This is a genomic window from Streptomyces flavotricini (assembly GCF_020639365.1).
Lineage (GTDB): Bacteria > Actinomycetota > Actinomycetes > Streptomycetales > Streptomycetaceae > Streptomyces > Streptomyces flavotricini.
The window spans coordinates 2,779,870-2,804,000 of sequence record NZ_JAINUL010000001.1 but is presented as its reverse complement, the minus strand read 5'-3'; the positions used below and the strand labels follow the sequence as shown (position 1 = coordinate 2,804,000).

The window sequence follows — 24,131 nt, the reverse complement described above, 5'->3', positions numbered from 1 at the left end:
GGTACTTAAGCGCTTCAGTCCCGTTGACAGAAGGGTTTCGGCCGCTCAAGCTGATCGAACTAATGCGGTTTAGTTCCGGCGCCGGAATGTGGACGGAAAACGGCCGGAGGAAGAGGCAGGCACGCCATGGCCCGCAGGCCCACCATCAAGGACATCGCCCGCCGGGCCGGGGTGTCCGAAAGCGCGGTGTCCTTCGCGCTCAACGACCGGCCTGGCGTCTCCAAGGACACCCGCGCCCGGATCCGCGAGGTCGCCGAAGAGCTCGGCTGGCAGCCCAACAGCGCCGCGCGGGCCCTGTCCGGGGAGCGCTCCGGAGCGGTCGGGCTGGTGCTCGCCCGCCCCGCGCAGACCCTCGGCGTCGAGTCCTTCTTCCTCCAACTGGTCTCCGGCATCCAGGAGGTGCTCGCCGCGGACCGCGTCGCGCTGCTCTTCCAGGTCGTGGACGGCATCGAGGCCGAATGCGCCGTGTACCGCCGCTGGTGGGCCGAGCGGCGCGTGGACGGGGTCCTCGTCGTGGACCCGCGTACGGACGACCCGCGGCCGGAGCTCCTCGCGCGGCTCGGGCTGCCCGCCGTGCTGATCGGCGGGACGGGCGGGGGCGGGGAGCTGTCCTCGGTGTGGGCCGACGACGCCCGGGCCATGGCCCGGGTCGTGGAGCACCTGTACGGACTGGGCCACCGGCGGATCACCCACATCGCCGGACTGCCCGGCCTCGCCCACACCGCCCGCCGCATCGCGTCGCTGCGCGCCGAGGCCGGGGCGCGCGGGCTCGACCCGGAGCACGTGCGCTCGGTGGTCACCGACTACTCCGACGCCGAGGGCGCGGCCGCCACCCGCCGGGTCCTCGCCGAGCCGGCGCCGCCGACCGCGCTCGTCTACGACAACGACGTGATGGCGGTCGCCGGCATCGCCGTCGCCGCCGAGCTGGGCATCGCGGTCCCCGGCCGCATCTCCATGGTCGCCTGGGACGACTCGGCGCTGTGCAGGGTCACCCACCCCCGGCTCACCGCGCTCGTACGCGACACGGCGGGGTTCGGCCGGCTCGCCGCCGAGGAGCTGCTCGCCGTACTGGCCGGGAGCCCGCCCCGGGCCCGGGAGAGCGAGCGGCCGCGGCTGGAGCCCCGGGAGAGTACGGCCCCGCCGACGGCCGCATACTGATTCCGACCCCTTCCTGGAGCCGCTTCCGTGACGAGTCCCACCTCCGCACTGCCCGCACCACAGGCCGCTGTCGGCGCCGATGCCACCGCCGCCCTTGATCCGGCGGCCGGCCTCACCGTGGCCGTCGACATCGGCGGTACGAAGATCGCCGGCGCGCTGGTGCACCCCGACGGCACGATGACGGCCACCACCCGCCGCCCGACCCCGCGCGGCGCGGACGGCGACGCGGTCTTCGCCGCCGTCGCCGAGGTCGTCGCCGAGCTCGCGGGTTCCCCGCTGTGGCCGTCGGCGGTCCGTTGCGGCATCGGCAGCGCGGGCCCCGTGGACACCTCGCGCGGCACGGTGAGCCCGGTGAACATCGGGGCGTGGCGGCAGTTCCCGATCCAGGCCCGGGTCGAGGCCGAACTGGCCCGGCACGGCGCTGCCCTGCCGACCGTGCTCGCCGGTGACGGCGTGGCGATGACCGCCGCCGAGCACTGGCTGGGTGCGGCCCGGGGGCACGCGAACGCCCTGTGCATGGTGGTCTCCACCGGGGTCGGCGGAGGACTGATCCTGAACAACCGGCTCCACCCGGGCCCCACGGGCAACGCGGGCCACATCGGCCACATCAGCGTGGCTTTCGACGGTGAGCCGTGCGTCTGCGGGAGCCGCGGCTGCGTGGAGTCCATCGCCTCCGGCACCGCCATCGCCCGGTGGGCCCTGGCCCAGGGCTGGACCCCGGCGGACCCGGACGGGGACGCCTCCGCGGCGGGCGTGGCCGCGGCCGCGGAGGCCGGGCATCCCGTCGCCGTGGCCGCCTTCGACCGTGCGGGGCGGGCTCTGGCCGCGGCGATCGCGGCCACCGCGACACTGGTCGAGACCGACATCGCGGTGATCGGCGGGGGCGTCGCCACGTCGGGGGACACGCTGTTCGCACCGATCCGCGCGCACCTGGCCGACTACGCCACGCTGTCCTTCGTGAGCGGGCTGCGGGTGGTCCCGGCGGCCCTCGGGACGCACGCCGGGCTGATCGGGGCCGCCGCGGCAGCGGTGATGCTCTTGCCGGGCGGCTGACCGGCCTTCCTTCCAGCGCGTGCCGGGCGTCGCGGGGCGGGCGGGACTTCGCGGACGCTCCCTAGGGCTTGACCGAGCGGTAGTAGCGCTGGGCGCCCTCGTGCAGGTCGAGCGGGTCCGTGTAGATCGCCGTACGCAGGTCCACCAGCTGGGCGGCGTGCACCTCGTGCCCGATCCGGTCGCGGCTGCTGATCACCGTCCGCGTGAACCGCTCGGTCAGCTCCGGGTCCGTCGCCTCGGTGGTGACCAGCAGGTTCGGCACGGCCAAGGTCGCCACCGACGAGGTGTTCCGGGCCCGGGTGTAGGCGTCCTGCGGCATCACCGCCGCCCGGTAGTACCGCGCCGGGGTCCCGCTCGCCTGGAGCGACTCCACCAGGTCGCCGAGCTGCACGAGCCGGATGTCATACCGCTCCGACAGCTCGCGCACCGCCTGCGTCGGCAGGCCGCCGGACCAGAAGAACGCGTCGATCCGGCCGGCCTGCAGCTCCGCGGGCATGGTGTCGATGCCTATCGACACCGGGGTGATGTCCCGCGCCGGATCCAGCTTGGCCGCCGTCAGCAGCCGCTCCGAGATCAGGCGCACGCCGGATCCGGGCTGGCCGATCGCGACCCGCTTGCCCTTCAGGTCCCGTGCCGACTGCACGCTCGATCCGGCCGGCACCACCAGTTGCACGTAGTCGTCGTACAGCCGTGCCACGCCGCGCAGCTGCTCCGCGCCCGGCTTCCCGTCGGCCCGGTACTTGGAGACCGCGTCCGCGGTGGCGATGGTGAAGTCGGCCTTCCCGGTGGCCACCCGCTGGAGGTTCTCCTGCGAGCCCTCGCTGGGCTTCAGCGCCACGTTCACGCCCGGCATGTCCTGGGCCAGGGCCTGCTCCAGCAGCTGGCCGTAGCGGTGGTAGACGCCGGTACGGACCCCCGTGCTGAAGGTCAGACCGCCCTTGAGCTCCGGCTCCCCGAAGGGCCTCAGCCACCAGGCGAGCAGCCCGAGCACCGCCAGTACGGCCACCAGCCCCCACAGGGCGGTGCGCCTGCGGATGCGGGGCGGTACGTGAGCCATGCGGCGATCCTGCCACCGGGGCGGGGCCGCTGTCACGGCCGGGCCCGCGGCGGGAGGGGGCCGGAGGGGTTCCGGGTACCGCCTACCCTTGTCGTATGACCAGCAGCAGCGACCGGAGCACGGCAGTGGACGTCAAGGGAACATACGAGGTGCGCACCTACGGGTGCCAGATGAACGTGCACGACTCCGAGCGGCTGTCCGGTCTGCTGGAGGGCGCGGGCTACACGCGGGCGCCCGAGGGCTGCGACGGCGACGCCGACGTCGTGGTGTTCAACACCTGCGCCGTACGGGAGAACGCCGACAACAAGCTGTACGGCAACCTCGGCCGGCTCGCCCCGATGAAGACCAAGCGCCCCGGCATGCAGATCGCCGTCGGCGGCTGCCTCGCGCAGAAGGACCGCGACACGATCGTCAAGCGGGCCCCCTGGGTCGACGTGGTCTTCGGCACCCACAACATCGGCAAGCTGCCCGTCCTGCTGGAGCGCGCCCGCATCCAGGAAGAGGCGCAGGTCGAGATCGCCGAGTCGCTGGAGGCGTTCCCCTCCACGCTGCCGACCCGGCGCGAGTCCGCGTACGCCGCGTGGGTTTCGATCTCCGTCGGCTGCAACAACACGTGCACCTTCTGCATCGTCCCGGCCTTGCGCGGCAAGGAGGAGGACCGCCGGCCCGGCGACATCCTCGCCGAGGTGGAGGCGCTGGTCGCCGAGGGCGTTTCCGAGATCACCCTGCTCGGGCAGAACGTGAACGCGTACGGGTCCGACCTGGGCGACCGCGAGGCCTTCAGCAAGCTGCTGCGCGCCTGCGGCCAGATCGAGGGCCTGGAGCGGGTCCGCTTCACCTCCCCGCACCCGCGCGACTTCACGGACGACGTGATCGCGGCGATGGCCGAGACCCCGAACGTGATGCCGCAGCTGCACATGCCGATGCAGTCCGGATCGGACACCATCCTGCGCGCGATGCGCCGCTCGTACCGCCAGGAGCGCTTCCTCGGCATCATCGAGAAGGTCCGCGCGGCCATCCCGCACGCGGCGATCTCCACCGACATCATCGTGGGCTTCCCCGGTGAGACGGAGGAGGACTTCGAGCAGACGATGCACGCCGTGCGCGAGGCCCGCTTCGCGAACGCCTTCACCTTCCAGTACTCCAAGCGCCCCGGGACCCCGGCGGCGGACATGGAGGGGCAGATCCCGAAGGAGGTCGTCCAGGAGCGCTACATGCGGCTGGTCGCCCTCCAGGAGGAGATCTCCTGGGACGAGAACAAGAAGCAGGTCGGGCGGACGCTGGAGGTCATGGTCGCCGAGGGCGAGGGCCGCAAGGACGGCGCCACGCACCGGCTGTCCGGGCGCGCGCCCGACAACCGCCTGGTGCACTTCACGAAGCCGGAGGGCGAAGTCCGTCCCGGTGACGTGGTGACCGTGGACATCACCTACGCGGCCCCGCACCACCTGCTGGCGGAGGGCCCGACCCTGTCCGTGCGCCGCACCCGCGCCGGTGACGCGTGGGAGAAGCGCAACGCGGCTCCCGCGCAGCCGCAGGGCGTCATGCTGGGCATCCCGACCCTGGGCGTCCCGGCCCCGCTGCCGTCGGCCCCCGCTTCGGGCTGCGCCCTGCCGGCCTCTTCCTGACAGCCCCGCGGGGCCCCCGCCGGGGGCCGCGCGGGCTAGGGTGCGGATCATGCTTGTTGCCGCCGCCGTGTGCCCCGCCCCGCCCCTGCTCGTGCCCGAGGTCGCCGCAGGGGCCGCCCCCGAGCTCGCGGACGCCCGTACCGCCTGCTCCGACGCGCTCGCGGTACTCGCCGCCTCCCGCCCCGACCTGCTGGTCGTCGTCGGCGCCGCCGACCAGGACCACCGCGGGCCCTACCCCCAGGGCTCCCGCGGCGGTTTCCGCGGCTTCGGGGTCGAGACCGACGTACAGCTCGGGGACGGCGAGGAGGGGCCGCGCCTGCTGCCGCCGTCCCTGGCCGTCGGCGCCTGGCTGCTCCGGCACGCCCGCTGGGGCGCCGCTCCCGTCGAGGGGCTCGGCGTCGGGGAGCCCCTCGAAGCCGAGCGGTGCCTGGAGGCCGGCCGGGGGCTCGCGGCCCGAGAGGAGCGCGTCGCGCTCCTCGTCATGGGTGACGGCAGCGCCTGCCGCACCCTGAAGGCCCCCGGCTACCTCGACGACCGCGCCGCCGCCTTCGACGCCGCCGCGGCCCGCGCGCTCGCAGCGGCCGACGTGGCCGCGCTCCGCGCCCTCGACGCCGAGCTCGCGTACGAGCTCAAGGCCGCCGGGCGGGCGCCCTGGCAGGTGCTGGCCGGTGCGGCCGAGGGCGCGGGCCTCGACGGGCGGCTGCTGTACGAGGACGCCCCGTACGGGGTCGGCTACTTCGTCGCCGCCTGGTCCTGACCGGAAGGGACACCGCCGAGGCGCCGCCGGCAACGAGGAAGGGGCGCGGGTTCCGCTGAACCCGCGCCCCTTCCGTCGACCGCCTCAGGCGGACGGCGCCGACGGCGTCGGCGGCGTCGGCCCGCCGGGGGCGTCCTTGTGAGCGATCTTGCCCAGGGCGTCCTTCGCCTTGCTCGTGCCGGTCTCGATGTGACCGTGGTACTTGCCCTTGGTCCTGGAGTCCACGGCCTTGGCCATCTTGTCGAGATTCTGGCCGATCTTCCCCTCGTGCTGCTGCGCGAGGTCGCCGACCTTTTCCTTCGCCGGTGCGAGCTTGGCCTTCAGCGTGTCCAGCAGGCCCATGGGTCACCTTCCAGTGGCGGTAGCTACGTACGGGCGCCTTCGCCGGCCTCGCTGTCCGCGGCCTTCTCCGCCGACTGCTGCTTCGGGATCTCCACGCCCTCCGGCGCGGCGCTCTCCGACCCAGCCGTCGACGCGGCTCCGGCCGCGGTCTCCGCCTCGTTCCCGTCGACCGCGTCCTCGGACTCCGTCGTCAGGGCCGCGGCGGCGGCTTCCTCCGTGCTCGCTTCCGCGGCCTTGCGGCGAAACCGACTAAAAACGCCCATGTCTACTCCCATAACGTTACTCGTGCGGGTGAAGTTCCGCCGTGTGCGGCCCGGCCTCCGCCCGGCGTGCGCCCGGCGGAACCTCGCCAGGGCAACGACCCCGACACCACCCCGTCACGTAACTCGATCGGGTACATGCCGCGGCGTTTGCGAGACTGGGGCGGTGAGCAACGCAGCCCCCGCTCCGCGGGTCATCGCCGTCGTCGGTCCCACCGCGGCCGGAAAGTCCGATCTGGGCGTAGCCCTCGCCCGCCGTTTCGACGGCGAAGTCGTCAACGCCGACTCCATGCAGCTGTACCGGGGGATGGACATCGGCACCGCCAAGCTGACGACCGAGGAGCGCGGCGGAGTGCCGCACCACCTCCTCGACATCTGGGACGTGACCGAGACCGCGAGCGTCGCCGAGTACCAGCGCCTGGCCCGCGCAGAGATCGACAGGCTCCTCGCCCAGGGCCGTACGCCGGTCCTCGTCGGCGGATCGGGCCTGTACGTCCGCGGCGCCCTCGACGCCATGGAGTTCCCCGGCACCGACCCCGAGGTCCGGGCCCGGCTGGAGGCCGAGGTCACGCTGCGCGGCCCCGGCGCCCTGCACGCCCGCCTCGCCGCCGCCGACCCGGCCGCCGCCCAGGCGATCCTGCCCAGCAACGGCCGCCGCATCGTCCGGGCCCTGGAGGTCATCGAGATCACCGGGAAGCCGTTCACCGCGAACCTGCCCGGCCACGACTCGGTCTACGACACCGTGCAGATCGGCGTGGACGTGGCCCGGCCGGAGCTCGACGAGCGGATCGCGCTGCGCGTGGACCGGATGTGGGAGGCCGGGCTCGTCGACGAGGTCCGCACGCTGGAGGCCCGGGGCCTGCGCGACGGAATCACCGCTTCCAGGGCGCTCGGCTACCAGCAGGTGCTCGCCGCCCTCGCCGGCGAGTGCACCGAGGACGAGGCCAGGGCCGAGACCGTACGGGCCACCAAGCGGTTCGCCCGCCGCCAGGACTCCTGGTTCCGCAGGGACCCCCGTGTGCACTGGCTCAGCGGGGCCGTCGCGGACCGGGGGGAACTCGTCGGACTCGCGCAGTCGTTGGTCGAACGAGCGGTCACAGCCTGATCACGTGATGGCATCGGGACGCCCCTCGTGCCCGTCCGGGGCCCTGAGCCGTGCCATCATCAAATTCCGCGGGTGCGGTCACCGGCGGTGAACAACGGCGTACGAAGTCCGAGTGGGGAGGGCGCGTGGCGATGGAGGCCGGCCCTCGCGACACCGGGCAGGACGGCACGAGGCAGGACGCGGACCTCTGGGACGGTGATCCCGCGGTCGCCGAGCCCGCGGCCCTCGGCCTGCCCGCGGATCCCGCACGGCTGACCCCCGACGGCCCGGACGCACCGGACACCGCCGAGGCGGAGGCGGCCGCCGGTCCCGAGTTCGAGGTCGAGCTGCGCCCGCAGCGCCGCCTGCGCATCTGGCAGATCGCGCCGATCGTGATGCTGGCCGCGGCCGGCTCCCTGATGTTCGCCTTCCCGCTCGCCTTCGAGTTCGGCGACGGCGGAGCCGTGGTCGCCATGCTCGGCTTCCTCATCTGCTGCTGCGCCGGCGGCTGGGGGATGATGGCCGCCCGCCGCGTCGGATACACCTGGCCCGGGCTCCCGGCCCGCGGCAGCGGCCGCCGCCCCGACTGGCGCATGGCCGGGCTGTACGCCCTGGTCGCGCTGGCCGTCGTGGCGCTGGCCGTGTACCGGGTCGCGCGGCTGCGGTAGCCGCCGGCCGCGGCCTCGGCCGCGGCTCGCGCCGGTGCCGCCGACCTGCCCGAACGCCCCGCTCGGTACCATGGGCGCGTGACGCAGACGAGCCTCTCCTTCCTCAAGGGCCACGGCACCGAGAACGACTTCGTGATCGTCCCGGACCCGGACAACGCCGTCGAGCTGCCCGCGACCGCCGTCGCGAAGCTGTGCGACCGGCGCGCCGGCATCGGCGCGGACGGGGTGCTGCACGTCGTCCGGTCCGCCGCGCACCCCGAGGCGACGCACATGGCCGACGAGGCCGAGTGGTTCATGGACTACCGCAACAGCGACGGCTCCGTCGCCGAGATGTGCGGCAACGGCGTCCGCGTCTTCGCCCGATACCTCCAGTACGCCGGCCACGTCGAGCCCGGCGACCTCGCCGTCGCCACCCGCGGCGGCGTCAAGCGCGTGCACCTCGACAAGAGCGGCGACGTGACGGTCTCCATGGGCCGCGCGGTCCTCCCCGAGGAGCAGGTCACCGTCAGCGTCGGCGAGCGCGCCTGGCCCGCCCGCAACGTCAACATGGGGAACCCGCACGCCGTCGCGTTCGTCGACAGCCTCGACCACGCCGGAAAGCTGCTCGACCCGCCCCCGTTCAGCCCGGCCGAGGTCTACCCGACCGGCGTCAACGTGGAGTTCGTCGTCGACCGCGGCCCCCGGCACGTCGCCATGCGCGTCCACGAGCGCGGCTCGGGCGAGACCCGCTCCTGCGGCACCGGCGCCTGCGCCGTCGCCGTGGCGGCCATCCGCCGCGACGGCGCCGACCCGGCCGTCACCGGCGAGCCCGTCACGTACACCGTCGACCTCCCCGGCGGCACCCTCGTCATCACCGAACACCCCGACGGGCAGATCGACATGACCGGCCCCGCCGTCATCGTCGCCGCGGGCGAGTTCGACACGGCCTGGCTCACCGAAACGGCTTTCGGCTGAGGGTTCCCTCTAATGGGTGATCCGTTTCACGCTGAGCGAGAGGCGGACTGCGCCACGTGGTGGGGTCGGTAGCATCAGGCACCGGCCCTGAGGGCTCACCCCATGCCCGCCACCGCCGGTCGAAGCCGCCGGAGGTGCCCATGAGTGCAGAGGCCACGAACCCCGAAGCACGTCCCGAAGCGCGCCCCGAACTCAGCAGACGGGGCCGAACCCGCCTTGACCTGCGACGACTCGGGCGCGCTGCCCTTCTCGGACCCACATCCCGAGACCGGCTCCCCGACGCCATCGGCCACGTGGCCGAGGCGCACCGCGCCCACCACCCGGACGCGGACCTGTCCCTCCTGCGCCGCGCGTACGTGCTCGCGGAGTCCTCGCACCGCGGCCAGATGCGCAAAAGCGGTGAGCCGTACATCACACACCCGCTCGCCGTCACCCTGATCCTCGCCGAACTCGGCGCCGAGACAACGACCTTGACGGCCTCTCTGCTCCACGACACGGTCGAGGACACCGAGGTGACCCTCGATCAGGTCCGCGCGGAATTCGGCGACGAAGTCTGTTTCATCGTCGACGGAGTCACCAAGGTAGAGAAGATCGACTACGGCGCCGCCGCCGAGCCCGAGACCTTCCGCAAGATGCTCGTCGCCACCGGCAACGACGTCCGCGTCATGTCCATCAAACTCGCCGACCGGCTGCACAACATGCGCACCCTCGGCGTGATGCGCCCCGAGAAACAGGCGCGCATCGCCAAGGTCACCCGCGACGTCCTCATCCCGCTCGCCGAACGGCTCGGCGTACAGGCCCTCAAGACCGAGCTGGAAGACCTCGTCTTCGCGATCCTGCACCCCGAGGAGTACGAGCACACCCGCGCACTCATCGCGGCCCACGCCGGCGAACGCGACCCGCTCCCCGCCATCGCCGAGTCCGTACGCGTCGTGCTCCGCGAGGCCGGCATCGCCGCCGAGGTGGTCGTACGCCCCCGGCACTTCGTCTCCGTCCACCGGATCGCCCGGGGCCGCGGCGAGCTGCGCGGCTCCGACTTCGGCCGCATCCTCGTCCTCGTCGGGGAGAACGCCGACTGCTATGCCGTGCTGGGCGAGCTGCACACCTGCTTCACCCCGGTCGTCTCGGAGTTCAAGGACTTCATCGCCGCCCCCAAGTTCAACCTCTACCAGTCGCTGCACACCGCCGTCGCCACGCCCGAGGGGTACGTGGCCGAAGTCATCGTCCGCACCCGCCAGATGCACCGGGTCGCCGAGGCCGGCGTGATCGCCCTCGGCAATCCCTACGCCACCGCCCCGGCCGCCGAGCCCGCCCCGGACTGCGACGAGGAGCGGGTCGACCCGACCCGGCCCGGCTGGCTCTCGCGGCTCCTCGACTGGCAGCAGTCCGCGCCCGACCCCGACACCTTCTGGAGCGTGCTGCGCGCCGAGCTGGCACAGGACCGGGAGATCACGGTATTCCACGAGGACGGCAGGTCCTCCGGCACGCTGAGTCTGCCCGCCGGCGCCAGCTGTATCGACGCCGCCTACGCGCAGTACGGCGAGGCGGCCCACGGCTGTATCGGCGCCCGTGTCAACGGGCGCCTCACCTCCCTGGCCTCCCGGCTCTCCGACGGGGACACCGTCCAGCTGCTGCTCGCGCAGGACGCCTCCTCCGGGCCCGGCGCCGACTGGCTGGAGCACGCCAGGACCCCGGCCGCCCGGATCGCCATCGGCAGCTGGCTCCAGGCGCACCCCGACGTCGCGAAGCCCGCCGCCACGCCCGCCCGGGCACCGCTGTCCGTGGTCGGCGCCAGGGGCGGCGGCGGCAATGCCGTCGCCGATCTGCCGGACGCCACCGTCCGGCTGGCCGGCTGCTGCACGCCCGTGCCGCCGGACGCCGTGGCCGGGTTCGTCGTACGGGGCGGGGCCGTCACCGTCCACCGCATCCACTGCGCCGCGGTGGCCCAGATGCGCGCGCTGGGGCGGACCTCCGTCGCCGTCCACTGGCGGGCCACGGCGGACTGCCGGGTCACGCTGCTCGCCGAATCGTTCGGCCGCCCGCACCTCCTGGCCGACCTGACCGAGGCCATCGCCCGCGAGGGGGTCGAGGTGGTCTCCGCGACCGTGGAACCGCCCGTCGAACAGCGGGTCCGGCACACGTACACCCTGCAACTGCCCGACGCGACCGGGCTGCCGGCCCTGATGCGGGCGATGCGGGACGTACCGGGGGTCTACGACGTGCGCCGGGCGTAGGCCGAGCCCGCCGTCCGGCCGCGCGGGGCCCGGGACCGGGCCGGGACTACGACGGAAGGTCCCGTTCGGGTGGACCCGTCGCGCGTCGTGCCCGGCCGCGCGGCGGGCGCTGGTAAGCGGTGGGGGATGCAGCTCTCCTCCCCGCGCCTGCGCGCCGCCCTGCTGGCCGCGGCCTCCCTCACCCTCGTCGCCGCCGTGCTGCCCCCGCCGAAGCCGCTGGGCATCGGCGACACGCTGTTCCCGGAGCTCGGGAACCCCGGGTACGACGTCCTCTCGTACGACCTGTCCTTCACGTACAAGGACAACAAGAGCCCGCTCGACGCGATCACCGTCATCGACGCCCGCGCGCTGGAGGCGCTGGAGCGGATCAACCTCGACTTCAGCCACGGCACGGTGGCGTCCGCCCGGGTCAACGGCGAGCCGGCGCACTTCGAGAGCGCCGGCGAGGACCTCGTGCTCACGCCGGCGCGCCCGGTCGCGGCGAACGTGCCGCTCCACATCGAGATCCGCCACACCAGTGATCCGCGGGGCATCGCCGACGGAGGCTGGCTGCCCACCGAGGACGGCCTGGCCATGGCCAACCAGGCCGACGCCGCCCACCGGGTCTTCCCCTGCAACGACCACCCCGCGGACAAGGCGTACTTCACCTTCCGGATCACCGCCCCGGCCGGCCTGACCGCCGTCGCCAACGGGGTGGCGGGCGCCCTCCCGGCCCCCCGGGCCGCGGGCGCGACCACCTGGACGTACCGGACCCTGCACCCCATGGCCACCGAGCTCGCGCAGGTCTCCATCGGCGACTCGGCCGTGGTGGCGGCCACCGGGCCGCACGGGCTGCCGCTGCGCAGCGTGGTCCCGGCCGCGGACCGCAAGAGGCTGGAGCCCTGGCTGCAGAAGACCGCCGGGCACGTGCAGTGGATGGAGCAGCGCGTCGGCAGCTACCCCTTCGAGAACTACGGGGTGCTGATCGCCAAGGCGAAGACCGGGTTCGAGCTGGAGACGCAGACGCTCTCGCTCTTCGAGAACGGCCTGTTCTCGGGGACGGGCTACCCCGCGTGGTACGTCGAGGCCGTGATGGTCCACGAGCTCGCCCACCAGTGGTTCGGTGACAGCGTCACCCCGCGGACCTGGTCCGACCTGTGGCTCAACGAGGGACACGCCACCTGGTACGAGGCCCTGTACGCGGACGGCCTCGGCAAGTACTCCATGGAGCGGCGCATGCGCGAGGCGTACCAGCGCTCCGACCAGTGGCGGGCGGCGGGCGGACCCCCGGCCGCGCCGAAGCCCCCGGCCGCGGGCGAGAAGGTCGGGCTGTTCCGGCCGGCGGTCTACGACGGGGCCGCGCTGATCCTGTACGCGCTGCGGCAGGAGATCGGGGAGAAGGCCTTCGACCGGGTCGAGCGGCGCTGGGTGGCGGAGAACAAGGACGCGACCGCCGGCACGGAGGACTTCGTACGCCTGGCCTCGGAGGTGGCCGGACGGGACCTCACGGCCTTCCTGAAGCCGTGGCTGTACGGGAAGACGACCCCGGCGATGCCCGGGCACCCGGAGTGGGGCGGGCCGAAAAGCGTGTGACCCCCGGGGAACGGGCATGTCACCATCGACAGGGCCGGCCGACGGAGCCGCACGCCGGGGGAATCTCCCGGCGATGTGACACGTTGGACATGACAGACTCAGCTCTCTCCCGCCCGGCCACGGCCGTGCGTGACACGGCCGCATTCGACATCGACGTAAGGATCCAATGACCTCCTCCTCTTCCCCTTCCCAGGACGCGCGGGACGCACGGGACGTGCCGGACTCGCAGAGCTACACCGAGAGCCTTCGGGCCGACGCCCTGATGGAAGAGGACGTCGCCTGGAGCCACGAGGTCGACGGAGACCGGGACGGCGAGCAGTTCGAGCGCTCCGAGCGCGCGGCACTGCGCCGCGTCGCCGGCCTCTCCACCGAGCTCGAAGACGTCACCGAGGTCGAGTACCGGCAGCTGCGCCTGGAGCGCGTGGTGCTGGTGGGCGTGTGGACCTCCGGAACGGTGCAGGACGCCGAGAACTCCCTCGCGGAGCTCGCCGCCCTCGCCGAGACGGCGGGCGCCCTCGTGCTCGACGGTGTGATCCAGCGCCGTGACAAGCCGGACCCGGCCACCTTCATCGGCTCGGGCAAGGCCCGCGAACTGCGCGACATCGTGCTGGAGAGCGGAGCCGACACCGTCGTCTGCGACGGCGAGCTCAGCCCCGGCCAGCTCATCGCCCTCGAAGACGTCGTCAAGGTCAAGGTGGTCGACCGGACCGCCCTGATCCTCGACATCTTCGCCCAGCACGCCAAGTCCCGAGAGGGCAAGGCGCAGGTCGCCCTCGCGCAGATGCAGTACATGCTGCCGCGACTGCGCGGCTGGGGTGCCTCGCTGTCCCGGCAGATGGGTGGCGGCGGCGGTGGCGGCATGGCCACCCGTGGCCCCGGTGAGACCAAGATCGAGACCGACCGGCGCCGGATCCGCGAGAAGATGGCGAAGATGCGCCGGGAGATCGCGGACATGAAGACCGGCCGCGACATCAAGCGGCAGGAACGGCGCCGCAACAAGGTGCCCTCGGTCGCCATCGCCGGCTACACCAACGCGGGCAAGTCCTCGCTGCTCAACCGCCTCACGGGCGCGGGCGTGCTGGTGGAGAACGCACTGTTCGCCACCCTGGACCCGACCGTGCGCCGGGCCGAGACCCCCTCCGGCCGGATCTACACCCTGGCCGACACGGTCGGCTTCGTCCGGCACCTGCCCCACCACCTGGTCGAGGCGTTCCGCTCCACGATGGAGGAGGTCGGCGACTCCGACCTCATCCTGCACATCGTGGACGGCTCGCACCCGGCCCCGGAGGAGCAGCTGGCGGCCGTACGCGAGGTCATCCGCGAGGTGGGCGCGGTCAACGTGCCCGAGATCGTGGTGATCAACAAGGCCGACGCCGCGGACCCGCTCGTACTGCAGCGCCTGCTGCGCATCGAGCGGCACTCCATCGCCGTCTCGGCGCGCACGGGGCAGGGCATCGCGGAGCTCCTCGCGCTCATCGACTCCGAGCTGCCGCGGCCCGAGGTCGAGGTGGAGGCGCTGGTGCCGTACACGCGTGGCTCGCTGGTCGCCCGGGCGCACGCCGAGGGCGAGGTGATCTCCGAGGAGCACACCCCGGAGGGCACCCTGCTGAAGGCGCGCGTCCACCAGGAACTGGCGGCGGACCTCGCGCCGTACGTGCCGGCGAAGCAGTGAGCGGCAAGCCGTAGCCGGCGAGCGGTGACCGGCCAACGGCAGCCGGAAGAAACGGAGGGCCCCCTGCGGTGCAGGGGGCCCTCCGTTTCTGCGCGTACCCGGGCGGGACTTCCGGGCGGGACTACTTGAACTTGGCGCTCACCGCGTCGAAGATCCCCTTGGCCTCCGGGCCGAGCCGGGGTCCGGCCAGCCAGCCCGCCTTGGCGGGGCCGATCGAGGTGTTCGACACCAGCGCCGGCTTGCCGTCACTGCCCGCGGCCACCCAGCCGCCCCCGGAAGAGCCGCCGGTCATCGTGCAGCCGATCCGGTACATCACCGGGGCGTTCGCGGCCAGCGTCAGCCGGCCCGGCCTGTCGGTGCACTGGAAGGCCTTCTGGCCGTCGAACGGAGCCGCCGCCGGGTAGCCGGTCGCCGTGATGCCCGCGACCTTCGGCACCGCCGGGGCGTTGAACTCCACCGGGAGCGCCGCGCCGACGGTCTCCTCCAGGGACTTCCCGGTGCTCTTCTCCGGGGTCACGTGCAGCACCGCGAAGTCGTACGGGGCGCCCGCGCCACCGGTCGGACCGCCGTTCGCGATCCACTGGTCCGAGGTCTGCGCCCAGTCGCTCCACCACACGCCGTACGGGGCCACCTGCTCGCGCGGGGCGCCCTTGAGCTGGGCGGCCGGCTTGCCCGCGTTGTTGTACGAGGGGACGAATGCGATGTTGCGGTACCAGCCGCCCGACTTGCCCGCGTGCACGCAGTGGCCGGCCGTCCAGACCATGTTGGACTTGCCCGGGTGGGCCGGGTCCTTCACCACGGTCGCCGAGCAGACCATGGAGCCCTCGGGGCCGTCGAAGAAGACCTTGCCGGACACGGGAACGCTGGCGTGGTACGGCGCGTTGGCGGCCTTGGCCTGCACCGGAGCCGGGGTCGGGTCCGTGACGCCCTGGTCCTTGCCCGCGTCCTGGTCGACGGCCGGGGGCTGCGGGGTCTTGTCCGCCTCACGCATCCGGTCCGGGTTCCACAGGTCCTCGATGATCGGGTTGACGTAGTCACCCGCCTCGCGGAGCCAGTCCTCCTGCTTCCAGTTCTTCCACGCACCCCCCTTCCACTTGTCCAGGTCGAAGCCGTGCTGCTTGAGCCGCTCCTTGAGCTGGTCCGGGATCTTGATCGTCCCGTCGGCCTCGGTCGGGAGGCTCGCCGCCACGGTCGGCTTGGCGTCGCCGCCGGCCTCCCCGTCGCCGGGTCCGCAGGCCGCGGCGGTCATGGTGAGTGCCGCCGCGCACAGGATCGCGGTGACCGGTCGGTTCGGGCGCATGTCGTGAATCCCCCTGGTGATTCCGGATGTCAGACGCGGTGCAGTTGAGGTACTCGGTACACGCGGGGTGCGTGTCCCGAGTTCAGCACCCCACTATGCCGCTGCCGTTGGGGACGGCACAGCCCGGGGCCGCGGTTCCGGAACCGGGGGACGCGGCGACGTCCGCGCGAATTCGGGACGAAGTTCGGGCGGGACAAGGATCTTGCCGCCACCCGTGATCCGCCGCCGCCACCGTCGTTGGTACGTACGGGGGATGGGGGGCGGCGTTCATGTTCGAGGCGCAATCCGATGGCGCACTCCGTGCGGGAGGTCCGAGAGTCGTGGCTTTGACGGAGCAGGACGCGGCTGCCGCGCAGGTGCCGCCGCAGGGGAGCCGAACTCTGGGGCCCGGCGCGGTGGAGGGCATCCTGCGGCGGCAGGCGATGCGGGAGTCCGCGGCCCGGACGTACGCGCGCTCGCTGCCCATCGTCCCGGTGCGCGCACGGGGGCTGACCATCGAGGGCGCGGACGGGCGGCGCTACCTGGACTGCCTCTCCGGAGCCGGCACCCTCGCCCTGGGGCACAACCACCCCGTGGTGCTCGAAGCCGTACGGGGCGTCCTGGACTCAGGGGCCCCGCTGCACGTCCTGGACCTCGCGACCCCGGTCAAGGACGCCTTCACCACCGAGCTGTTCGCCTGCCTCCCGCCGGAACTGGCCGCCGACGCCCGGATCCAGTTCTGCGGGCCCGCCGGCACGGACGCGGTGGAGGCCGCGCTCAAACTGGTCCGGACCGCCACCGGGCGATCTGGGCTGCTGGCCTTCACGGGCGCCTACCACGGGATGACCGCGGGGGCCCTGGGCGCCTCGGGGGGAGCGCCGGACGTACGGGTGACCCGGCTTCCCTTCCCCCAGGACTTCCGCTGCCCGTTCGGGGTCGGCGGTCCCGAGGGCGCGCGGCTCGGCGCCCGTTGGACGGAGAGCTTGCTGGACGACCCCAAGGGCGGGGTGCCGGCACCCGCGGCGATGATCGTCGAGCCGGTGCAGGGGGAGGGCGGGGTCTTCCCGGCCCCCGACGCGTGGCTGCGCCGGATGCGCGAGATCACGCAGGACCGGGGCATCCCGCTGATCGCGGACGAGGTGCAGACGGGCGTGGGCCGCACCGGGGCCTTCTGGGGCGTCGACCATGCCGGGGTGGTGCCGGACGTGATGGTCCTGTCCAAGGCGATCGGCGGGAGCCTCCCGCTGGCGGTGATCGTCTACCGGTCGGGTCTGGACGTCTGGGCCCCGGGAGCCCATGCGGGCACCTTCCGCGGCAACCAGCTGGCGATGGCGGCCGGGACGGCCACCTTGGCGTACGTACGGAAGAACCGTCTCGCCGAGCGCGCCGCGGCCCTGGGCGAGCGGATGCTGACCGCGCTGCGCGGCCTGGCTTCCGCGCACCCCTGCGTCGGGGACGTCCGCGGCCGCGGCCTGATGATCGGCATCGAACTCGTCGACCCGGACACCGGGGCCACGGCGCAGGCCCTCGCCGCGGCGGTCCGCGAAGAGTGCCTGAACCGCGGTCTGATCGTCGAACTCGGCGGCCGCAACTCCAGCGTCGTGCGCCTGCTGCCCCCGCTGACCCTGACCGACGACCAGGCCGCGGCGGTCCTGGACCGCCTGTCGGATGCCATCCCGGCGGCCGCCTCCCGCCACCCCCACTGACCCCAAGGACCCCGCCATGGCCGAAGCCCATCACCCCGCCACGACGACGCTGAACTCCGCAGCCGCCCACCGGCCCGCACCCGGTTCCAGCGCTCCGAGCAGAGCCGGCGGCGTGCTGCGGCAGCTGGACGGCGTGCCGCGAGCCCGGATCGGCGGAGGGGCCGGGGCGACGGCCGAGGTACTGGACCACCCGGATCCGGGCGTCGCCGCCGAAGGCGCCGCCGTGGAGAACCTGTTGAGGTGCTGGGTCCGGGAGAGCGGAACCGGGCACCCGGGCACGGCCGTCGCGAGCAAGCTGCGCATCCCCCTCCCCGCATCCGGGACCGCCCTGCTCGTCGTCGTCCGGTACTGGTCCGCCACCGGCTGGCACCGCTTCGGCCCCGCCCGGCTCGAAGGCGCGCCCGCCTACGCCCCCGCCCTGGACGCCGTCACCCTCGCCTCGCTCCTCGCCCGCGAGGGCGACGCCCACGGCCGAGCGGGCGCCGACCTCGTCGGCCGGGTCGCCGACTCCGTGCGCCGCACCGCCGAGTTCATCGCCGACCGGCGCGAACGGCCCACCCCGCCCGCACCCGTCGGCGGTGACCTCTTCCTCACCGCCGAACAGTCCCTCCTCCTCGGCCACCCCCTTCAGCCGGACCCGAAGAGCCGCGAAGGACTCTCCGAAGCCGAGATCCGCCACTACTCACCCGAACTCCACGGCTCCTTCCCCCTGCACTGGCTCGCCGTCGCCCCTCCCGCCCTCGCCACCGACTCCGCCTGGACCGAACGCGGCCGCCCCGTCTCCGCCGCACGGCTCCTCGGCCGGCTCACCCCCGGACTCCCGCTGCCCGAGGGCACGACCCCCCTTCCCCTGCACCCCTGGCAGGCGCGCGACCTGCTCCAGCGGCCCGCCGTCGCCACCCTCCGCGACGCGGGACTCCTGCACGACCTGGGCCCCTTCGGCGAGCCCTGGCACCCCACCTCCTCCGTCCGCACCGTCCACCGCCCCGGCGCCCCCGCGATGCTCAAGCTCTCCCTGGGCCTGCGCATCACCAACTCCCGCCGCGAGAACCTCCGCAAGGAACTCCACCGCGGCGTCGAGGTGCACCGACTGCTCCGCACCGGCCTCGCGGAACAGTGGCAGGCGGCCCACCCCGGCTTCGACATCGTGCGCGACCCCGCCTGGATCGCCGTCGACGCCCCGGACGGCACCCCCGTCCCCGGACTCGACGCCGTGCTCCGGCACAACCCCTTCCGCTCCCACGACGACGCCGTCTGCATCGCCGCACTCACCTCGCCCCGCCCGTGGCCGGGCCGGACCACCATGCGTTCCCGGCTCGCCGAGACCGTCTCCCGGCTCGCCGCCGCCACCGGGCGCCCGACCGCCGCCGTCGCCGCCGAGTGGTTCCTGCGCTACCTCGACCACGTCGTCCTGCCGGTCCTCGCCTTCGACGCGCTCGCCGGCATCGCCCTCGAAGCGCACCAGCAGAACACGCTGGTCCTCCTCGACCCGGCCGGCTGGCCGGTCGGCGGCCGCTACCGCGACAACCAGGGCTACTACTTCCGCGCCTCCCGCCGCGCGGAACTGGAGCGCCGGCTCCCCGGTATCGGCAGCGCCAGCGACACCTTCGTCTCCGACGCCGTCACCGACGAACGCTTCGCCTACTACCTCGGCATCAACAACGTGCTCGGCCTCATCGGCGCCTTCGGATCCCAGCAACTCGCCGACGAGCGGGTCCTGCTCGCCGCCTTCCGCCGGTTCCTCGGCAAGGCCTCCGGACTCGGACCGCTCCCGGCACGGCTGCTCGACTCACCCACCCTGCGGTGCAAGGCGAACCTGCTCACCCGCCTGGGCGGCCTCGACGAGCTCGTCGGCCCCGTGGACTCCCAGTCCGTCTACGTCACCATCGCCAACCCCCTTCACGATTGAGTGCCGATGCCCTCCACCGACACACCCACCTACGCGGCCACCTCTGCCTACGCGGCCACCTCCGCCTACGCGGCCACCTCCGCCTACGCGTCGACCGCCACCGCCACCGTCGACTCCGCCCCCACCGGCGCCCGCATCCCCGGCCGACGGCTCACCGCCCGGGTGCTGCCGCTGCTCGCCGAGGCCGAACTGCTCGACTCCCCGGCCGGCTGGGGCGCCGCCGCCACGCCGGCAGGGTCCTTCCGCCTCGAACCCGTACGGCTCGGCCGCGACCTGGAGCTGCTGGCCGGCTGGATGAACGACCCCGAGGTGGCCACGTACTGGGAGCTCGCCGGTCCCGCCGCCGTCACCGCGGCCCACGTACGCTCCCAGCTCGACGGGAACGGCCACAGCATCCCCTGCCTGGGCCTCCTCGACGGCACGCCCATGAGTTACTGGGAGATCTACCGGGCCGATCTCGACCCGCTCTCCCGGCACTACCCGGCGCGCCCCCACGACACGGGTATCCACCTGCTCATCGGGGACGGCGCGAACCGCGGCCGTGGTCTGGGCACGGCCCTGCTGCGCGCCGTCGCCGACCTGGTGCTCGACAACCGCCCCCGCTGCACCCGTGTCATCGCCGAACCGGACATCCGCAACACCCCCTCCGTATCAGCCTTCCTCAACTCCGGATTCCGCTGCTCCGCGGAGATCGACCTCCCCGGGAAGCGGGCCGCGCTGATGATCCGCGAGCGGGCCCTGCGCAATCTCATCTGATCCATCCGAGCCTCCCCCGACCACGCCTCACCCTTCGAAAACTCTGCGTCGCGCAGCAAAGTTCCCGAACCCCGAGGAGTGCCGTGCCGCATTTCCCCGCCACCCCCGACTCCGCCGGCCCCGCGTTCACGGAAGCATTCGTTCCGTCATCCCCCCAACACCCCTGCACGCCGCCCGAACTCACCACCGCGACCTGGGAGTCCGCCGCCCGCCGACTGCTCGCCAAGATGCTGGCCGAGTTCGCGTACGAGGAGATCATCGGCCCCCTCCAGGCCCCCGTACCGGCCACCGCCGCCGGCGACGCCTGGCAGCTGACCCTCGACGACGGCAGCAGCCTCGGCTTCCGGGCCCGCCGCCGCGCGTACGGCAGCTGGCACGTCGCCCCCGACACCATCACGCTCACGCCGCCGCGCCCGTCCACGGAGCCCCCGACCGCCTTCGGCGACCCGTACGCCTTCCTCCTGCGCACCCGGACCCTCCTCGGGCTCGACGGCTCCACCCTCGGCCACCTCGTCCGCGAGCTCAGCGCCACCCTCGCCGCCGACGCCCGCATCGACCACACCGCGCTCACCGCCGACGTACTCGCCGATCTCGACCACGCCGAGCTCGAAGGCCACCAGACCGGCCACCCCTGGCTCGTCCTCAACAAGGGCCGCATAGGACTGTCCGCCGCCGACACCGCCTCCTGGGCCCCCGAGGCCCGCACCCGCCAGCGGCTGCCCTGGCTCGCCGTCCACATCTCCCTCGCGGTCTACCGCGGCACGGCCGGCCTGGAGGACCCGGCGCGCCTCTACGCCCAGGAGCTCGACCCCGTCACCCGCGCGGCCTTCGACCGGACCCTGCGGGCCCGCGGCCTCGACCCGCTCGGCTACCTCTACCTCCCGGTCCACCCCTGGCAGTGGGACGAGATCGTGCTGCCCCTCTTCGCCCCGGCCCTGGCCTCGGGCGCCCTGGTCCCGCTCCCGGCCGACCCCGACATACGCGTCCCGCAGCAGTCGATCCGCACCTTCCTCAACCTCACCCGCCCCGACCGGTACAGCGTCAAACTGCCGCTCTCCGTCTTCAACACCCTCGTCTGGCGCGGCCTGCCCTCCGACCAGTCCGCCGCCGCCCCCGCCGTCACCGCCTGGATCCGCTCGCTCCACGACGCCGACCCCTTCCTCCACGAGGAATGCCGCGTGGTCCTCCTCGGTGAGGTCGCCTCGGTCACCGTGCGCCACCCCGTCTACGACGAGCTCCCCGAGGCCCCCTACCAGTACAAGGAGCTCCTCGGGGCGATCTGGCGCGAGCCGCTGACCGGCCGGCTCGCCCCCGGTGAGCGGGCCCGTACGCTCGCCTCCCTCCTCCACGTCGACCCGCGCGGCCGGTCCTTCACCGCCGAGCTCGTCGCCCGGTCCGGACTCGCGCCGGCCGTCTGGCTCGAGCGGCTCTTCTCCGCCCTGCTGCCCCCGCTGCTCCACTTCCTCTACCGCTACGGCACCGTCTTCTCCCCGCACGGCGAGAACACCACCGTGATCTTCGACGAGCGCGAGGTGCCGGTCCGGCTCGCCCTCAAGGACTTCGTCGGCGAGGTCAACATCTGCCGCGAGCCGCTGCCCGAGCTCGCCGGCGTTCCCGCCGAGGTGCGCACCGCGCTGGGCGACAAGCCCGCGGACTTCCTGCCCCAGTACATCCACTCCGGTCTCTTCGTCGGGGTCTTCCGCTACCTCTCCGCCCTGTGCGAGGACCGCCTCGGTGTCCCGGAGTCGGAGTTCTGGTCGCTCGTACGGGCGGAGATCCTGCGCCATCAGGCCCGCTTCCCCGAGCTCAAGGAGCGCCACGAGCTCTTCGACCTGCTCGGCGAGCGGATCGGACGGCTCTGCCTGAACCGGAACCGGCTGTACGAGGACGGTTACCGCGACCGCCCCGACCGCCCGCACGCGGTGGAGTACGGCAGCGTGCCCAACCCCTTGTACCGGCCATGAATCACCGTCGTGGCGGTCACTGTCGGTGGCGCCCCGTAGGGTTGTCATTGCTATGACGAAGCCCTCCCTCCCCGACCTCCTGCACGCCGCCGTATCCGCCGTCGGCGGCTCGGAGCGGCCCGGCCAGGTGGCCATGGCCGAAGCGGTCGCCGAAGCGATCGACGACAACACGCACCGGCTCATCCAGGCCGGCACCGGCACCGGCAAGTCCCTCGGCTACCTGGTGCCGGCCCTCGCGCACGGCGAGCGCGTGGTCGTGGCCACCGCCACCCTCGCCCTCCAGCGGCAGCTCGTCGAGCGCGACCTGCCCCGGACGGTGGACGCACTGCATCCGCAGCTGCGCCGCCGCCCGCAGTTCGCCATGCTCAAGGGCCGGTCCAACTACCTGTGCCTGCACCGGCTGCACGAAGGCGCGCCGCAGGACGAGGAGGAGGGCCTCTTCGACCAGTTCGAGGCCGCGGCCCCCACCAGCAAGCTGGGCCAGGACCTGCTGCGCCTGCGTGACTGGGCCGACGAGACGGAGACCGGCGACCGGGACGACCTGACGCCCGGCGTCTCCGACAAGGCCTGGTCGCAGATCTCCGTCTCCTCCCGGGAGTGCCTGGGTGCGACGAAGTGCGCGTACGGCGCCGAGTGCTTCGCCGAGGCCGCCCGCGAGCGGGCCAAGCTCGCCGACGTGGTCGTCACCAACCACGCGCTGCTCGCCATCGACGCCATCGAGGGCGCCCCGGTACTGCCGCAGCACGAGGTGCTGATCGTGGACGAGGCGCACGAGCTGGTCTCCCGGGTGACCGGGGTGGCCACCGGTGAGCTCACCCCCGGCCAGGTCAACCGCGCCGTGAAGCGCGCGGCCAAGCTGGTCGACGAGAAGACGGCGGACTCGCTCCAGACCGCCTCCGAATCGTTCGAGCGGGTCATGGAGCTGGCCCTTCCGGGCCGGCTGGAGGAGGTCCCCGAGGATCTCGGTTACGCGCTGGCGGCCTTGCGGGACGCCGCGCGCAATGTCATCTCCGCGATGGGCGCGACCCGCGACAAGTCCGTCCACGACGAGGACGCCGTCCGCAAGCAGGCCCTGGCCGCGGTGGAGAGCGTCCACGGGGTGGCCGAGCGGATCCTGCTCGGTTCCGAGTACGACGTCGTCTGGTACGAGCGGCACGACCGCTTCGGGGCCACCCTGCGGGTCGCCCCGCTGTCGGTGTCCGGGCTGCTGCGCGAGAAGCTGTTCGAGGACCGCTCGGTGGTCCTGACCTCGGCGACCCTCAAACTGGGTGGCGACTTCAACGGGGTCGCGGCCTCGCTGGGCCTGTCTCCCGAAGGGGTCGAGGCGGAGGACGCCCCGGTCTGGAAGGGCCTGGACGTGGGCTCGCCGTTCGACTACCCCAAGCAGGGCATCCTCTACGTCGCGAAGCACCTGGCCACGCCCGGCCGGGAGGGCACCCGGGGCGACATGATGGACGAGCTCGCCGAGCTGATCGAGGCCGCGGGCGGCCGCACGCTCGGTCTGTTCTCCTCGATGCGGGGGGCCAAGGCCGCCGCCGAGGAGCTGCGGGGCCGGCTCGACAACCCGATCCTGCTCCAGGGTGAGGAGACGCTGGGCGAGCTGATCAAGGCGTTCGCGGCAGACCCGAAGACCTGCCTGTTCGGGACGCTGTCACTCTGGCAGGGCGTGGACGTGCCCGGTCCCAGCTGCCAGCTCGTGGTGATGGACCGCATCCCGTTCCCCCGCCCGGACGATCCGCTGATGAGCGCCCGGCAGAAGTCGGTCGAGGAGCACGGGGGCAACGGCTTCATGGCCGTGGCGGCCACGCATGCCGCGCTGCTGATGGCCCAGGGCGCGGGCCGGCTCGTACGGGCCTCCGGCGACCGGGGTGTCGTCGCGGTCCTGGACCCCCGGCTGGCCACGGCCCGGTACGGGAGCTTCCTGCGGGCCACGCTGCCGGACTTCTGGTACACCACGGACCGCAACCAGGCCCGCCGCTCCCTGGCCGCGATCGACGCGAAGGCCACGGCCGACGGGAAGTAGCCCGTCGGCGAGTAGCCCGTCGGCAGGGTTGGTCGACAGTAGTCCGAGCGGTTCCGCC

General features: G+C 73.3%; 19 protein-coding genes. 15 read left to right on the top strand and 4 right to left on the bottom strand.

The features are described 5' to 3' along the window. Positions 1–126: 126 nt before the first annotated feature. Together K7B10_RS12390 and K7B10_RS12385 are read left to right on the top strand one after the other, a co-directional pair. Complete coding sequence (locus K7B10_RS12390) at positions 127–1,158, top strand: LacI family DNA-binding transcriptional regulator (protein ID WP_229336155.1); 1,032 nt, start codon at positions 127–129, stop codon at positions 1,156–1,158. Positions 1,159–1,275: 117 nt separating this feature from the next. After that, positions 1,276–2,211, top strand: a complete 936-nt coding sequence (locus K7B10_RS12385; RefSeq protein ID WP_229344965.1) for an ROK family protein — start codon at positions 1,276–1,278, stop codon at positions 2,209–2,211. Between the two features lie 61 nt (positions 2,212–2,272). On the opposite strand, the gene K7B10_RS12380 is transcribed toward K7B10_RS12385, so the two are convergent. Continuing rightward, positions 2,273–3,268, bottom strand: a complete 996-nt coding sequence (locus tag K7B10_RS12380) for a TAXI family TRAP transporter solute-binding subunit (protein ID WP_229336154.1) — start codon at positions 3,266–3,268, stop codon at positions 2,273–2,275. A gap of 95 nt (positions 3,269–3,363) precedes the next feature. Here K7B10_RS12380 and miaB point away from each other — a divergent pair, with 95 nt between their 5' ends. Both miaB and K7B10_RS12370 read left to right on the top strand, forming a co-directional pair. Beyond that, entirely contained in the window at positions 3,364–4,893 is a 1,530-nt protein-coding gene (gene miaB, locus K7B10_RS12375) for a tRNA (N6-isopentenyl adenosine(37)-C2)-methylthiotransferase MiaB (protein ID WP_229336153.1), read from the top strand. 49 nt (positions 4,894–4,942) lie between these two features. Then, positions 4,943–5,650: a class III extradiol ring-cleavage dioxygenase family protein gene (locus K7B10_RS12370; RefSeq protein ID WP_229336152.1), complete on the top strand. Its 708-nt coding sequence runs from the start codon at positions 4,943–4,945 to the stop codon at positions 5,648–5,650. Between the two features lie 84 nt (positions 5,651–5,734). On the opposite strand, the gene K7B10_RS12365 is transcribed toward K7B10_RS12370, so the two are convergent. Then, positions 5,735–5,992 (bottom strand): antitoxin, encoded by a 258-nt coding sequence (locus K7B10_RS12365; RefSeq protein ID WP_229336151.1) that lies wholly within the window; start codon positions 5,990–5,992, stop codon positions 5,735–5,737. 23 nt (positions 5,993–6,015) lie between these two features. Next, complete coding sequence (locus K7B10_RS12360; protein WP_229336150.1) at positions 6,016–6,255, bottom strand: hypothetical protein; 240 nt, start codon at positions 6,253–6,255, stop codon at positions 6,016–6,018. 163 nt (positions 6,256–6,418) lie between these two features. Here K7B10_RS12360 and miaA point away from each other — a divergent pair, with 163 nt between their 5' ends. From miaA to hflX, 6 genes are all read left to right on the top strand, one after another. After that, positions 6,419–7,357 carry a tRNA (adenosine(37)-N6)-dimethylallyltransferase MiaA gene (miaA, locus tag K7B10_RS12355; protein ID WP_229336149.1) on the top strand — a complete coding sequence of 313 codons (939 nt, stop codon included), beginning with the start codon at positions 6,419–6,421 and terminating at the stop codon, positions 7,355–7,357. Between the two features lie 131 nt (positions 7,358–7,488). Next, complete coding sequence (locus tag K7B10_RS12350; RefSeq protein ID WP_229336148.1) at positions 7,489–8,004, top strand: hypothetical protein; 516 nt, start codon at positions 7,489–7,491, stop codon at positions 8,002–8,004. 78 nt (positions 8,005–8,082) lie between these two features. After that, entirely contained in the window at positions 8,083–8,958 is an 876-nt protein-coding gene (gene dapF, locus K7B10_RS12345; protein ID WP_229336147.1) for a diaminopimelate epimerase, read from the top strand. Positions 8,959–9,098: 140 nt separating this feature from the next. Next, positions 9,099–11,192 carry a RelA/SpoT family protein gene (locus K7B10_RS12340; RefSeq protein WP_229336146.1) on the top strand — a complete coding sequence of 698 codons (2,094 nt, stop codon included), beginning with the start codon at positions 9,099–9,101 and terminating at the stop codon, positions 11,190–11,192. A 126-nt stretch (positions 11,193–11,318) separates the two neighbouring features. Next, on the top strand, positions 11,319–12,764 hold the full coding sequence (locus K7B10_RS12335) for a M1 family metallopeptidase (protein ID WP_229336145.1): 1,446 nt from the start codon (positions 11,319–11,321) through the stop codon (positions 12,762–12,764). 166 nt (positions 12,765–12,930) lie between these two features. Further along, entirely contained in the window at positions 12,931–14,436 is a 1,506-nt protein-coding gene (hflX, locus tag K7B10_RS12330; RefSeq protein ID WP_229336144.1) for a GTPase HflX, read from the top strand. A 121-nt stretch (positions 14,437–14,557) separates the two neighbouring features. On the opposite strand, the gene K7B10_RS12325 is transcribed toward hflX, so the two are convergent. Next, complete coding sequence (locus K7B10_RS12325; RefSeq protein WP_229336143.1) at positions 14,558–15,736, bottom strand: hypothetical protein; 1,179 nt, start codon at positions 15,734–15,736, stop codon at positions 14,558–14,560. 320 nt (positions 15,737–16,056) lie between these two features. Here K7B10_RS12325 and K7B10_RS12320 point away from each other — a divergent pair, with 320 nt between their 5' ends. The 5 genes from K7B10_RS12320 to K7B10_RS12300 all read left to right on the top strand — a co-directional run bounded on the left by K7B10_RS12320 (position 16,057) and on the right by K7B10_RS12300 (position 24,073). After that, positions 16,057–17,421, top strand: a complete 1,365-nt coding sequence (locus K7B10_RS12320) for a diaminobutyrate--2-oxoglutarate transaminase family protein (RefSeq protein WP_229336142.1) — start codon at positions 16,057–16,059, stop codon at positions 17,419–17,421. 16 nt (positions 17,422–17,437) lie between these two features. Continuing rightward, complete coding sequence (locus tag K7B10_RS12315) at positions 17,438–19,330, top strand: IucA/IucC family protein (RefSeq protein ID WP_229336141.1); 1,893 nt, start codon at positions 17,438–17,440, stop codon at positions 19,328–19,330. Positions 19,331–19,336: 6 nt separating this feature from the next. After that, entirely contained in the window at positions 19,337–20,086 is a 750-nt protein-coding gene (locus K7B10_RS12310) for a GNAT family N-acetyltransferase (protein ID WP_229336140.1), read from the top strand. Between the two features lie 83 nt (positions 20,087–20,169). Beyond that, positions 20,170–22,050 carry an IucA/IucC family protein gene (locus K7B10_RS12305; RefSeq protein ID WP_229336139.1) on the top strand — a complete coding sequence of 627 codons (1,881 nt, stop codon included), beginning with the start codon at positions 20,170–20,172 and terminating at the stop codon, positions 22,048–22,050. Positions 22,051–22,102: 52 nt separating this feature from the next. Then, the gene (locus K7B10_RS12300; protein ID WP_229336138.1) at positions 22,103–24,073 is read left to right on the top strand and encodes an ATP-dependent DNA helicase; all 1,971 of its coding nucleotides are present in this window, start codon (positions 22,103–22,105) and stop codon (positions 24,071–24,073) included. Positions 24,074–24,131 lie beyond the last annotated feature (58 nt).